Genomic DNA, 13542 nt, shown 5'->3' with positions numbered 1-13542 from the left:
CTACCACGCAAGGAGAACCCAGTGCCAATTATCGAGCAGGTCGGGGCCCGCGAAATCCTCGACTCCCGTGGCAACCCCACGGTCGAGGTCGAGCTAGCGCTCAGCGACGGGACGTTTGCGCGTGCGGCGGTGCCGTCGGGCGCGTCGACCGGCGAACACGAGGCCGTCGAGCTGCGCGACGGCGGGGAGCGGTATGGCGGCAAGGGCGTGCGCAAGGCGGTGGAGGCCGTGCTCGACGAGATCGGTCCGGCCGTGATCGGTCTCAATGCCGACGACCAGCGGTTGGTGGACCAGGCGCTGGTCGACCTCGACGGCACCCCCGACAAGTCGCGGCTGGGCGCCAACGCGATCCTGGGCGTCTCGCTGGCCGTCGCGAAGGCGGCCGCGGATTCCGCGGAGCTGCCGCTGTTCCGCTATCTCGGCGGCCCCAACGCCCACATCCTGCCCGTGCCGATGATGAACATCCTCAACGGCGGCGCGCACGCCGACACCGGTGTCGACATCCAGGAGTTCATGGTGGCGCCGATCGGCGCGCCCAGCTTCGGCGAGGCGCTGCGCTGGGGCGCCGAGGTCTACCACGCGCTGAAGTCGGTGCTGAAGAAGCAGGGGCTGTCCACCGGCCTGGGCGACGAGGGCGGCTTCGCCCCGGACGTGGCCGGTACGACGGCGGCGCTGGACCTGATCAGCACGGCGGTCGAGTCGGTTGGCCTGAAACTGGGTTCCGACGTGGCGCTGGCGCTGGACGCGGCGGCCAACGAGTTCCACGCCGATCCCACCGGCTACAACTTCGAGGGCAACGCCCGCACCGCCGAGCAGATGACGCAGTTCTACGCGGGCCTGCTCGACTCCTACCCGCTGGTGTCCCTGGAAGACCCCCTGTTCGAAGGGGACTGGGATGGTTGGGCCGCCCTGACGGCGGCGATCGGCGACCGGGTGCAGATCGTCGGTGACGACATCTTCGTCACCAACCCCGAGCGGCTCGAGGAGGGCATCGAGAAGGGCGTGGCGAACGCGTTGCTGGTCAAGGTGAATCAGATCGGCACGCTCACCGAGACGCTCGACGCCGTCGCGCTCGCGCACCACAGCGGGTACCGCACGATGATCAGCCACCGCAGCGGCGAGACCGAGGACACCACGATCGCCGACCTTGCGGTGGCGGTCGGCAGCGGGCAGATCAAGACGGGTGCGCCCGCCCGCAGCGAGCGCGTCGCCAAGTACAACCAGCTGCTGCGGATCGAGGAGGCGCTCGGCGACGCCGCCCGTTACGCCGGTGACCTGGCGTTTCCGCGGTTCGCGCTGGAGACGAAATAGGCGGTATGCCCGAAGCCAAGCGGCCAGATCCCAAGCGCCGGTCCCCGGCACCGCGTCCGGGCAAGCCCGGCGGCGCGGTTCGGCGCCGTCGCGCCGCCAAGGTTTCCCGGCCGTCGCAGAGCGCAGCCCACGCTGGCCGCGACTCGGCCCGGACGCTGGCCGAGCACGTCGTCGAACCCATCAAGCGCCAGATCGCCGAGTCCATCGAGCAGCGGGCCGACCAGCGGCTGGGTTTCACCGCCCGGCGCGCCGCGGTGCTGGCCGCGGTGGTCTGCGTGCTGACGCTGACCGTCGCCGGGCCGGTGCGCACCTACTTCGCGCAACGCACCGAGATGGATCAGTTGGCCGCCAGCCAGGCGGCGCTGCGCCGCCAGATCGCCGAACTCGAGCAGCAGAAGGGCAAGCTCGCCGATCCGGCGTACATCGCGGCGCAGGCCCGCGAGCGTCTGGGCTTCGTGATGCCCGGGGACACCCCGTTCCAGGTGCAGCTTCCGCCCGGCGAGGCGGCCGCCCCGCAGCCGGGTTCCGAGGCCGCGAAACCGGCCCGCAACCAGCCGTGGTACACCGCGCTGTGGCACACCATCGCCGACGAGCCGCACCTGCCGCCGGCCAAACCCCCTCCGCCGGAAGCCCCGCCGCCGGCCGAACCCGGATCGCCCGGTCCGGTGGCGCCGGCCGCACCGAGCCCCGCCGCGCCCGGTGGTTGACCGCGCCGACCTGGAGGCGGTGGCGCGCCAGCTCGGTCGCGAACCGCGCGGCGTTCTCGAGATCGCCTACCGCTGCCCCAACGGTGAACCTGGGGTGGTGAAGACCGCTCCGCGGCTTGCCGACGGAACACCGTTCCCGACGTTGTACTACCTCACGCACCCGCTGCTGACCGCGGCCGCGAGCAGACTGGAGACTTCGGGACTGATGCGCGAGATGACCGAGCGGTTGGGGCGCGATCCGGAATTGGCGGCCGCGTACCGGCGGGCCCACGAGGCGTACCTGGCCGAGCGGGACGCGATCGAACCGCTGGGGACCACGTTTTCCGCCGGGGGCATGCCGGACCGGGTCAAGTGTCTGCACGTGCTTATCGCGCACTCGCTGGCCAAGGGGCCCGGCTGCAATCCGCTCGGCGACGAGGTGCTGCGGATGCTGGCTGCCGAGCCGGCGATGGCCGATGTCCTGGAGGCGGGGAAATGGTGAGCCGGCTCGCCGGAATCGACTGCGGCACCAACTCGATTCGCCTGCTGATCGCCGATGTCGGCGACGGCGGGCTGCGCGACGTGCATCGCGAGACCCGGATCGTTCGGCTCGGGCAGGGCGTCGACGCGACGGGTGAATTCGCGCCGGACGCGATCGCGCGGACCCGGGCCGCGCTGACCGATTACGCCGCTCTGCTGCGGGCGCACGGCGCCGAACGGGTCCGGATGGTGGCGACCTCGGCCACGCGCGACGCCGCCAACCGCGACGCGTTCTTTGCGATGACGGCCGACGTGCTGGGCGCCGTCATCCCCGGCGCGGTTGCGGAGGTGATCACCGGCGCCGCGGAGGCCGAGTTGTCGTTCCGCGGCGCGGTCGGTGAATTGAACAGTGCCGCGGCGCCTTTCGTGGTTGTCGATCTGGGTGGTGGTTCGACCGAGATCGTGCTCGGCGGGGACGGCGTGGCGGCGAGCTATTCGGCCGACATCGGCTGTGTGCGGTTGACCGAACGCTGCCTGCACTCGGATCCGCCGACGCCGCAGGAGGTGGCGGCGGCGCGCTCGGTGGTGCGCGAGCAGCTCGGGGTCGCGCTGCGCGAGGTGCCCGTCGAAGAGGCGCGGACCTGGGTGGGGGTCGCCGGGACGATGACCACCCTGTCCGCGCTGGCGCACAACATGACGTCGTATGACTCTGCGGCCATTCACCTTTCGCGAGTGCCCGGCTGCGATCTGCTGGCTGTGTGCGAGCGGCTGATCGGTATGACGCGGGAGCAGCGCGCCGCGCTGGGGCCCATGCACGAGGGCCGGGCGGACGTGATCGGCGGCGGCGCGATCGTGGTGGAGGAGTTGGCCCGCGAACTGCGCGCGCGGGCCGGCATCGACGAGTTGGTGGTCAGCGAGCACGACATCCTGGACGGCATCGTGCTGTCGATCGCCGGCTGAAGTCACACCCGTCACACGAGTCCCTGGAAAAGTCGGCACACTTTGTGCCCACCTCATAGCGACACTTGCGGCGATGTCGTACCCGTATGCGACGGTTCCGACATGGAACTCCACGGAATCGAGCTGCGTTACGCGCTCACCATGTACCTTGCCCACAACGGACGGGCGACGGTCGCCCAGCTGATCAATGCGTTGAGCGAGCAAGGATTCCGCATCCGCGGCCGGGAATCGAAGGCCGTTTCCGATGCGTTGCGCTGGGAGACCGGCCGCGACAGGGCGCGCCGGCTCGGTCGGGGTCTGTATGGGCCGGGGAGTATCCCGCGCTCGACGGAGTACCGAATGCACCAACGGGTACTCGCGCTGCGGGCCGCAGCCAGGTTGTCGCTATGAGGCGGGCACAAAGTGTGGCGTTCAGTTTCCAGGGACTGCTGTGGCGGATCTGACTTCACATCTCGAAGCGATAGCCCATGCCCGACTCGGTCAGCAGGTGTCTCGGGTGCGACGGGTCGTCTTCGAGCTTGCGGCGCAGTTGGGCCAGATAGACACGCAGGTAATGGGTTTCGGTGGCATACGCGGGGCCCCACACCTCCTTCAACAACTCCTCGCGGCCTACGAGCTTGCCCCGGTTGCGGACCAGCATTTCGAGCATCCCCCACTCGGTCGGGGTGAGATGCACCTCGGCGCCCTTCCTGGTGACCTTCTTGGCGGCCAGGTCGACGGTGAACGCGTCGGTCTCGATGACCGGTTCCTCCGTATCGGACGCGGCGGCGCGGCGGACCGCGGCGCGCAACCGGGCCAGGAACTCGTCCATCCCAAAGGGTTTGGTGACGTAGTCGTCGGCGCCGGCGTCGAGCGCCGCGACCTTGTCCGAGGAGTCGGTGCGCGCCGACAACACGATCACCGGCGCCGTGAGCCAGCCACGCAGACCGGCCAGCACCTCGATGCCCGAGATGTCGGGCAGGCCGAGGTCGAGGATCACCACGTCGGGCTTGTGTTCGGCCGCGGCACGCAGCGCGCCCGCGCCGGTCGAGGCGGTGACGACCTCATAGCCCCGCACCGACAGGTTGATGCGCATCGCGCGCAGGATCTGCGGCTCGTCGTCGATCACCAGGACGCGAGTCATCGGCGCCCCCCGGCGCGGGTCATGAGACATCCCCCGGCGCGGCCAGGTCCACCACGATGGTCAGTCCGCCTCCCGGGGTGTCACCGGCCTGGATGCTGCCGCCCATCGCTTCGACGAAGCCGCGCGCCACCGACATCCCCAAACCGACGCCGATGGTGTTGTCCTGATCGCCCAGCCGCTGAAACGCCGCGAACAGCTGGTCTTCGGTCCCGTGCGGGATGCCCGGGCCCTCGTCGACGATGTTGATCAGGACGCGCTCACCCACCCGGCCCGCGTTGACCCGGACCACGCAGTTGGGCGCGTACCGCAGCGCGTTGTCGATCAGGTTGGCCAGCACCCGCTCGAGCAGTCCGGCATCGGCCAGCACCACGGCGTCGCCGACGTCGACCTTCACGCGCTCGATGGCCGAGCGGTAGAAGCCGGTGGCGCCCTTGCCGATGCTGACCAGCGCGCGTTGCACCGTCTCCTCCAGGTACACCCTGCGCAGCTGCGGGCGAACCACGCCCGCGGCCAGGCGCGAGGAATCGAGGAGGTTTCCGACCAGCGCGGTCAGTTGGTCGATGGACTCCTCGATGGTGGCCAGCAGCTCGGCCGTGTCGGCGGGGGAGAAGGCGACATCCTCGGCGCGCAGGCTGGACACCGCGACCTTGGCGGCCGCCAGCGGGGTGCGCAGATCGTGGCTGACCGCCGAGAGCAGCGACCGGCGCAGCTCGTCGGCCCGCACGATCGCCTCGGCCCGGCTGGCCTCTTCGGCCAGCTCGCTCTGCCGGACCAGCCCGGCCGCCTGCCGGGCCACCGCGCTCAGCACCCGGCGGTCCCGCGCCGAGAGCTTCCTGCCGGCCAGCAGCATCCAGAACTCGTCGTCGCCGACCTCGATCGCGGTGTCGGCGGAATCGACGGTCAGGCACGGGTCGTTACCGACGCAGGCGACGACGTCGCTCCTGTTGCCGGCGGTGCGGTCCGGCTCGCCGGGTTCGCGCAGCATGCTGACCGCGCGCTGCGAGTAGGTCTCGCGCACGCGCTCCAGCAGCGTCTCCAGATCGGCGCCGCGCAGCACCGACCCCGCGAACAGCGTCAGCAGCTCGGCTTCCTGCGCGGCGCGCCGGGCCTCCCGGGTGCGTTTGGCCGCGCCGTCGACCAGCACCGCGACCGCCACCGCCACGAGCAGCAGGACCACCTCGGTGACGGCGGCGTCGGGTTCGGCGATGGTGAACGTGTGCCGGGGCGCGGTCAGGAAGTAGTTCAGCAACAGGCTGGAGAGCACGGCCGAAAAAACTGCGGGCGCAACGCCTCCCAGTAGGGCGACCACCACCACGCCGACGAAGAACAGCGCGCTGGCACCGCTGGTCTGCAGGTAGCTGTCCAGCGTGAACACCGTGATCGCGCAGATGGCCGACGGCACGAGAAACGCCGCCAGCCACGACGTGACCCGCCGCTCGCGACGCGTCAGTGATCCCGCCCGGAAGCCGCGCTTGGATTCCCCGTGGGTGACCAGGTGCACGTCGATCTTTCCGGACAGCTCGACGACCCTCGGGCCGATGCCCTCCTCGAACAGGCGCGCCCAGCGGGAGCGTCGCGACGTGCCGATCACCAGTTGGGTGGCGTTGCGCTCCCGGGCGAAATCGAGCAGGGCCGTGGGCACGTCGTCGCCGACCACGGTGTGCAGCGACGCGTCCAGGCTGTTGGCCAGCTGGCGGATCTTGGCCATCCGGGACTCCGAGAGCCCGGCCAGGCCGTCGCCGCGGACGACGTGCACCACCATGAGCTCGGCGCTGGATTTCGACGCGATCCGCGACGCCCGCCGCACCAGCGTCTCGGATTCCGGGCCGCCGGTCACGGCCACCACGACCCGCTCGCGCGCCTCCCAGGTGGCGGTGATCTTGTTCTCCGCCCGGTAGGTGGCCAGCGCGGTGTCCACCTGGTCGGCCAGCCACAGCAGCGCCAATTCCCGCAGGGCGGTGAGGTTTCCCCGCCGGAAGTAGTTGGACAGGGCCGCGTCGACCTTTTCGGGGGTGTACACGTTTCCGTGGGAAAGTCTGCGGCGCAACGCTTCCGGGGTGATGTCGATGAGTTCGACCTGTGAGGCTTCGCGCACCATCGAGTCCGGCACCGTCTCCCGCTGTTCGATACCGGTGATCTGGGCGACGACGTCGTTGAGGCTCTCCAGATGCTGGACGTTGACGGTGGAGATCACCGTGATCCCGGCGGCGAGCAGCTCCTCGACGTCCTGCCAGCGTTTGGCGTTCTTGCTGCCGGGTGTGTTGGTGTGGGCGAGCTCGTCGACCAGGACGACTTGGGGGTGGCGGGCCAGGACGGCCGGCACGTCGAGTTCGGGGAAGCTGCCACCGCGATAGTCGACGTAGCGCGGCGGGATGACTTCGACACCGTCGAGCAGCTCAGCGGTTTTGGCCCGCCCGTGGGTTTCCACCACCCCAGCCACCAGGTCGGTGCCGCGCTCCAGCCGGCGATGCGCCTCGCCGAGCATCGCGTACGTCTTGCCGACACCCGGGGCCGCGCCGAGGTAGATACGCAGCTCGCCGCGCTTGGGCGGGTGGTCGTTCACGTCAACCATCATCCCCCAGCGGTCAGCTGGTGAGCGGATACCAGTGGTCGAGTTGCAGGTTGAGCCGCAGCACGTTGACGGTCGGTTCGCCGAAAAACCCGAGGGCGCGGCCATTCCGGTTCTGCGCGACGAGCTTGCTTATCTGCTCCGGGCCGACGTGACGCGCTCTGGCCACCCGCGCCACCTGCAGGTCGGCGTAGGCGGGCGAGATGTCCGGGTCCAGGCCGCTGCCGCCGGCGGTGACGGCGTCGGCGGGCACGACCGGGTCGGCGGGCGCGGCGCCGCGGACGGGCACGATCTGTCCGATCGAGTAGTCCTCGCCTTCCCTGGCGCACTCGACCCGCACCCCCTCGTAGCCGTCCAGAAACGGCGCCGGCGTCGACGCGCAGGGTTCGTTGACGCTGACCACCCGCTTGGGGTGGACGACGTCGCCGCGCGCGTCGCGCGGGCCGATCACCGAAAGCACCGCGCCCACACCGGCACCCGTGCAGAACGGCCGCGACCCGTCCACCCCCTCCAGGCGCCCCACCGCGATGCTGCGCGAGCACACCTGCGTGAGCAGGCTCGGCTTGCCCGGGGCGTCGACGATGTTCTCCGGGCCGAGGTTGCTCGCACCCGAGGACAGCGGGTCGTAGCCGTCGCCCGCCGCCGAGGGCCGGCTCTGGAAGTACTGCGGCAGGGGCTTGCCGTCGGAGTCGGTGAACAGCTGACCGATCAGCCTGCTGCCGACCGGCCTGCCGTTGGCGGTCAGGACCGATCCCTCGGCCTTGTCGTGCAGTCCCGGTATCTGGGCGAGAAGCCAGACGAACAACGGGTAGGCCAGACCGGTGACCACGGTCAGCACCAGCAGCGTGCGCAGGGCCGCCCAGTGGGTGCGGACGAAACTCGAGAAGTTCATGTCAGGACATCCCTGGGACGAATTGGACGATCAGGTCGATCAGCTTGATGCCGATGAACGGGGCGATGATGCCGCCGAGCCCGTACACGTAGAGGTTGCGGCTCAACAGTTTCGACGCGCTGCTCGGCGTGTAGCGCACACCTCGCAGCGACAGGGGGATCAGTGCCACGATGATGATCGCGTTGAAGATCACCGCGGACAGGATCGCCGACTCCGGGCTGTGCAGCCGCATGATGTTGAGCAGGTCCAGGCCGGGGAACAGGGCGACGAACATCGCCGGGATGATCGCGAAGTACTTCGCGATGTCGTTGGCGATCGAGAAGGTGGTCAGCGCGCCGCGGGTGATCAGCAGCTGCTTGCCGATCTCGACGATCTCGATGAGCTTGGTCGGGTCGGAGTCCAGATCCACCATGTTGCCGGCCTCTTTGGCGGCCGAGGTGCCGGTGTTCATCGCCACGCCCACGTCGGCCTGTGCCAGGGCCGGCGCGTCGTTGGTGCCGTCACCGGTCATCGCGACCAGCCTGCCGCCTTCCTGTTCGCGCTTGATCAGTGCGAGCTTGTCCTCGGGGGTGGCCTCGGCGAGGAAGTCGTCGACGCCGGCCTCGTCGGCGATCGCCTTGGCGGTCAACGGATTGTCGCCGGTGATCATCACCGTGCGGATGCCCATGCGGCGCATCTCGTCGAACCGGTCGCGCATGCCCTGCTTGACGACGTCCTTGAGGTGGATCACGCCGAGCATCGCACCCTTGCCGTCGCGGCGCTCCCCGACGACCAGCGGCGTGCCGCCGCTTGCGGAAATGCCGTCGACGATGTCGCCGAGCTGGGCGGGCACCGTGCCGCCGTGCCCGCGAACCCATTCGGCGACCGAGTTGGCGGCGCCCTTGCGGAGCTCGTGGCCGTCGAGGTCGACGCCCGACATCCGGGTCGTGGCGGAGAACGCCACCCAGTGGGCGTGCGAGAGCTCGCCGGGGGTGCGCGCGCGCAGCCCGAACCGCTCCTTGGCGAACACGACGACCGAACGCCCCTCCGGGGTCTCGTCGGCGAGGCTGGACAGTTGCGCGGCGTCGGCCAGCTGTTCGGGGGAGACCCCGTCGACCGGGAGGAAGGCGGCCGCCTGCCGGTTGCCGAGGGTGATGGTGCCGGTCTTGTCGAGCAGCAACGTGTTGACGTCGCCCGCGGCCTCGACGGCGCGCCCGGACATCGCGAGCACGTTGCGCTGCACCAGCCGGTCCATGCCGGCGATGCCGATGGCCGACAGCAGCGCGCCGATGGTCGTCGGGATCAGGCACACCAGCAACGACACCATCACGATGCCGGTCACGCCGCCTGAGCTCAGCGCCTGCGTGTTCGGGACACCGGGATTGTTGGCCTTGGAGTAGATCGCCAGCGGCTGCAGGGTCGCGACGGCGAACACGAAGATGATCGTCAGGGCGGCCAGCAGGATGTTCAGCGCGACCTCGTTGGGCGTCTTCTGCCGGTTGGCGCCCTCGACGAGCGCGATCATCCGGTCGATGAAGCTCTGCCCGGGCTTCTGGGTGATCTTGACGACGATCCGGTCGCTGAGCACGGTGGTGCCGCCGGTGACCGCCGACCGGTCCCCGCCGGATTCCCGGATCACCGGCGCCGATTCGCCGGTGATCGCCGATTCGTCCACCGACGCAATGCCTTCCAGCACGTCGCCGTCGCCCGGTATCACCTGTCCGGCCTCGACGACGACGATGTCGCCCTGTTGCAGGTCCGGTGCGGGAACTTCTTCCTCCACGCCGCCCGACGTCGCGGTGCCGGGCTGCCAGTTCCTGAGCCGCCGGGCCATGGTCTGGGTCTTGGCTTTGCGCAGCGTCTCGGCCTGGGCCTTGCCGCGGCCCTCGGCCACCGCCTCCGCGAGGTTGGCGAACAGCACGGTCAGCCACAACCAGATCATGATCAGCCAGGCGAACCACGTGGGGTTTACCACCGCGAGCACGGTGCTCCAGACGGCGCCGATTTCCACGACGAACATCACCGGGTTGCGCCACAGCGTGCGCGGGTCGAGTTTGCGCAGCGCCTGCGGCGCGGACCGCCACAGCATCTTCGGGTCGAGCAGGCCGCCCTGCACCTGTTTGCGGCCCGAATGAGTCGCCGTCATCAGTGAATTCCTTCGGCGAGGGGCCCGAGCGCCAGCATCGGCAGGAACGTGAGGGCGACCAGGATCAGCGTGACACCGGCGACCATCCCGACGAACTGCGGTCGGTGGGTGGGCAGCGTGCCGGCCGAGTCCGGCGTGCCGCCCTGCTTGGCCAGCGAACCGGCCAGGGCGAGCACCAGCACGATCGGCAGGAACCTGCCGAACACCATGGCCAGCCCCAGCGCGGTGTTGTACCAGTCGGTGTCGACGGACAGCCCGGCAAACGCCGACCCGTTGTTGTTGGCGGCGGAGGTGAACGCGTACAGCACCTCCGACAGGCCGTGCGGGCCGCCGTTGAGCATCGCCGCGCGTTCCCCCGGCAGCGCCATCGCGGTCGCGGTGCCGACCAGCACGATGAGCGGCGACACCAGGAAATACGTTGCGGCGAACTTGATTTCGCGGGGAGTGATCTTCTTACCGAGGTATTCCGGGGTGCGCCCCACCATCAGCCCCGCGATGAACACGGTGATCACCGCAAGGATCAGCATGCCGTACAGGCCGGACCCCACCCCGCCGGGGGCGACCTCGCCGAGCTGCATGTCGAACATCGTCATCATGCCCCCGAGGCTGGTGTAGGAGTCGTGGAACGAGTCGACGGCCCCGCACGACGTCAGCGTGGTCGTCACGGCGAACACGGCCGAGTCGGCGACACCGAAGCGCTGTTCGACCCCCTCCATCGCGGCACCGGCCGAACCCGGCACGGTGCCGTGGTGCTGCAGTTGCATCCACATCGTCACGCTGAAGCTGAGCAGCGCCAGCGCCGCCATGACGCCGGCGATCGCGAAGCCCTGCCGGGTGCTGCCGACCATGCGACCGAACGTCCGGGGCAGGGAGAACGCGATCACCGCGATCAGGAAGATCTCCACCCAGTTGGTCCAGGCGGTCGGGTTCTCGAACGGGTGCGCGGAGTTGGCGTTGTAGAAGCCGCCGCCGTTGGTGCCGAGTTCCTTGATGGCCTCCTGACTGGCGACCGGTCCGCCGGTGATCGTCTGGTGGGCGCCGCCCAGGGTGGTGACGACCTGGTCGTCGAGGTGGAAGTTCTGGATCGCGCCGCCGGCGATCAGCACGATCGCGCCGACGGTCGCGATGGGCAACAGGATGCGCAGCGTGCCGCGCACCAGGTCCACCCAGAAGTTGCCCAGGTCACCGGTGCGCTTGCGGGCGAACCCGCGTACCAGCGCGATCGCCACCGCCATGCCGACGGCGGCCGAGACGAAGTTCTGCACGGCCAGCCCGGCCATCTGCACCAGATGGCCCTGCGTCGACTCGCCCGAGTAGGCCTGCCAGTTGGTGTTGGTGACGAAGCTGACCGCGGTGTTCCACGCCAGCGACGGGGTCATGGCGGTGGCCGGGTGGTGCAGATGCAACGGCAACTTGTCCTGCACGAGCTGGAACACGAACAGGAAGAGGATGCTGACCGCCGAGAACGCCAGGACGCTGCGGGCGTAGGGGCCCCACGACTGCTCCGAGCGCGAATCGACGCCGATCAGCCGGTAGATCGCCTTCTCGGCGTAGGAGTCCCGTTCCGCGGTGTACACGCGAAACATGTAGTCGCCCAGGGGCACATGCACCACCACCAGTGCCACGACGAGAGCGGCGAGGAAAACGATCCCCGCTATTGTTGTGTCCACTAGAACCGCTCCGGGAAGAGAAGCGCACCAAAGAGGAAGAGCGCCAGCAGGATCGAGAGCACCAGGCCGACGACGTTCTCGTAGCTCACAGCCGCTCGACCAACTTCTGGGCCAGGCCCAGCGCGGCGAACACAACCACCGTCAGCACGATGAATGCCAACACGCCCATCCCGTCTCCGTTCCGCGCCGGTTCGTGCATCCGTCAAGGCACATCAGCTTGAAACTAGACGGCGCCGTCCGGAAGGGCCATTGGTCGAGACATTCCTAACGGCTTCCTAACGCCCTCGCGTCGGGTTCAGCGCCCGAGCAAGAGGTTCTTTTGTTCGGCGTATTCCTCGTCGGTCAGGTCGCCGGCGTCGCGCAGCTTCGTGATCTCCCGGATCCTGGCAGCGATCCCGGTGACCACGGTCCGCGGTTCGCGGGGCGACGTTTCCCCGGTGCCGGTAGCGGCCGCACGGTTGTCGGTGCGCGGGGCGCGCGGGGCCGCACGGGTGCCGGTCGCCGGCTTGCCGCCGTCACCGTCGGTACCGGAGCCCGCCGCGCCGCCCATGCTGGCGCCGGCCATCCCACCCAACGCCATCTGGCTGAACGAGCTTCCCGACCCGGCTTCCATGGTCTCCTCGGCGGCGGCGACGGTCGTTTCCGGCAGTGCCGGCAACCTCAGCGCGACGGGGCGCACCGCCGGTGCGGTGACGGTCCATGCCCCCGGAACGGACATCGACCCGATCGTGTTCGCCTGGCCCAGGCCCGCCGAGACGCCCGCCCCTGCCAAGGAGCCCGGGTCCGTGATGATCGCGGGAAACTCCGTGGGAGGCTTCGGAGTTAGCCATGGCCAGGACTTGACCCCTTGCCAGCCGCTGAGAATGTCGTCGGTGTGCACGGCCGTCCCGGTGTCGATGATGATGGTGGGGAAAAGATCCGGCACCGACAAGATCAGGAACGGGGCGTTGCCCAAAAACTCGGCCACGTCGCCCGGCGCGGACAGAAAAATCGCGAGCAGGTAGCTCGTCAGATTGAGCGCGGTGAGCGGGCCCGGTGGGGCGGCTGCGGGCGTCGGCGCCGCCGATGCGACGGCCTGCAGTGTGCTGGGAACCGCCGAAAGTGCTTGCGGTACAATCGAAACGGTGTTTTGGACGTTGCCGGCCGGGGTGCCGGCGGCGTCGCCGACCGCGGTGGCCTGGCCGGCCGGCCCGGCGAGATCGGTGTTCTGCCGAGGCGGGTCGAACGGCGTCAGCGTTGTCGCCGCCGCGGACGACCCCGCGTAGCCGTACATCGCCACGGCGTCCTGGGCCCACATTTCGGCGTACTGCGCCTCGGTCGCCGCGATCGCCGGCGTGTTCTGCCCGAAGAAGTTGGTCGCCACGAGCGCCAGCAGCAGGCTGCGGTTCGCCGCGATCGCCGGCGGCGGCACCGTCGCCGCGAACGCCGTTTCGTAGGCGGCAACCGCCGCCTGGGCCCGGGCCGCGGTGTCCTCGGCCCGGGTGGCGGTCGTTTGCAACCACGCCGCGTAGGGGGTCGCCGCAGCCACCATCGCCATCGACGACGGACCCGACCAGGACGCGTTCAGCTCCGAGATCACCGACCGATACGCCGCCGCCGCCGAGTGCAGTTCGAAGGCCACCTCATCCCAGGCCGCCGCGGCGGCCAGCATGGGCCCCGCTCCAGGACCGGTATACATCCGTCCGGAGGTGATCTCCGGTGGATAAATCCCGAAATCCATCGCTGC

At 69.6% G+C, this 13542-nt stretch carries 13 protein-coding genes; 5 read left to right on the top strand and 8 right to left on the bottom strand.

Annotated elements, in window-relative coordinates:
* Positions 1–21 precede the first annotated feature (21 nt).
* From eno to ACJ512_RS23915, 5 genes are all read left to right on the top strand, one after another.
* Positions 22–1311 carry a phosphopyruvate hydratase gene (gene eno, locus ACJ512_RS23935; RefSeq protein WP_407685088.1) on the top strand — a complete coding sequence of 430 codons (1290 nt, stop codon included), beginning with the start codon at positions 22–24 and terminating at the stop codon, positions 1309–1311.
* 5 nt (positions 1312–1316) lie between these two features.
* A complete protein-coding gene (locus tag ACJ512_RS23930; RefSeq protein WP_407685089.1) occupies positions 1317–2018 on the top strand; it encodes an FtsB family cell division protein in 702 nt (233 codons plus the stop codon).
* The gene (locus tag ACJ512_RS23925; RefSeq protein WP_407685090.1) at positions 2011–2499 is read left to right on the top strand and encodes a DUF501 domain-containing protein; all 489 of its coding nucleotides are present in this window, start codon (positions 2011–2013) and stop codon (positions 2497–2499) included. The genes ACJ512_RS23930 and ACJ512_RS23925 overlap by 8 nt, the downstream gene beginning before the upstream one ends.
* Positions 2493–3437, top strand: a complete 945-nt coding sequence (locus ACJ512_RS23920) for a Ppx/GppA phosphatase family protein (protein WP_407685091.1) — start codon at positions 2493–2495, stop codon at positions 3435–3437. Before ACJ512_RS23925 ends, ACJ512_RS23920 begins: the two co-directional genes overlap by 7 nt.
* A gap of 102 nt (positions 3438–3539) precedes the next feature.
* Positions 3540–3827, top strand: coding sequence for a hypothetical protein (locus ACJ512_RS23915; RefSeq protein ID WP_407685092.1), 288 nt, complete (start codon positions 3540–3542; stop codon positions 3825–3827).
* 55 nt (positions 3828–3882) lie between these two features.
* Here ACJ512_RS23915 and ACJ512_RS23910 read toward each other — a convergent pair whose 3' ends face one another.
* From ACJ512_RS23910 to ACJ512_RS23875, 8 genes are all read right to left on the bottom strand, one after another.
* Complete coding sequence (locus tag ACJ512_RS23910) at positions 3883–4560, bottom strand: response regulator (protein ID WP_407685093.1); 678 nt, start codon at positions 4558–4560, stop codon at positions 3883–3885.
* 19 nt (positions 4561–4579) lie between these two features.
* On the bottom strand, positions 4580–7135 hold the full coding sequence (locus ACJ512_RS23905) for a DUF4118 domain-containing protein (protein WP_407685094.1): 2556 nt from the start codon (positions 7133–7135) through the stop codon (positions 4580–4582).
* Positions 7136–7145: 10 nt separating this feature from the next.
* Entirely contained in the window at positions 7146–8021 is an 876-nt protein-coding gene (locus tag ACJ512_RS23900; RefSeq protein ID WP_407685095.1) for a potassium-transporting ATPase subunit C, read from the bottom strand.
* Between the two features lies 1 nt (position 8022).
* Complete coding sequence (kdpB, locus tag ACJ512_RS23895) at positions 8023–10146, bottom strand: potassium-transporting ATPase subunit KdpB (RefSeq protein WP_407685096.1); 2124 nt, start codon at positions 10144–10146, stop codon at positions 8023–8025.
* Positions 10146–11816 (bottom strand): potassium-transporting ATPase subunit KdpA, encoded by a 1671-nt coding sequence (gene kdpA / locus ACJ512_RS23890; protein ID WP_407685097.1) that lies wholly within the window; start codon positions 11814–11816, stop codon positions 10146–10148. The genes kdpB and kdpA overlap by 1 nt, the downstream gene beginning before the upstream one ends.
* Complete coding sequence (gene kdpF, locus ACJ512_RS23885) at positions 11816–11905, bottom strand: K(+)-transporting ATPase subunit F (protein ID WP_407685098.1); 90 nt, start codon at positions 11903–11905, stop codon at positions 11816–11818. Before kdpF ends, kdpA begins: the two co-directional genes overlap by 1 nt.
* Positions 11902–12015 carry a potassium ABC transporter ATPase gene (locus tag ACJ512_RS23880; protein ID WP_407685099.1) on the bottom strand — a complete coding sequence of 38 codons (114 nt, stop codon included), beginning with the start codon at positions 12013–12015 and terminating at the stop codon, positions 11902–11904. The genes kdpF and ACJ512_RS23880 overlap by 4 nt, the downstream gene beginning before the upstream one ends.
* Positions 12016–12111: 96 nt before the next feature.
* A complete protein-coding gene (locus ACJ512_RS23875) occupies positions 12112–13536 on the bottom strand; it encodes a PPE family protein, SVP subgroup (protein ID WP_407685100.1) in 1425 nt (474 codons plus the stop codon).
* Between the last annotated feature and the right edge of the window lie 6 nt (positions 13537–13542).

It is taken from the genome of Mycobacterium cajalii (genome assembly GCF_045809005.2).
GTDB lineage: Bacteria > Actinomycetota > Actinomycetes > Mycobacteriales > Mycobacteriaceae > Mycobacterium.
Note: the sequence above shows the minus strand (reverse complement) of the source record. Positions and strands in the feature narration are given on the sequence as shown.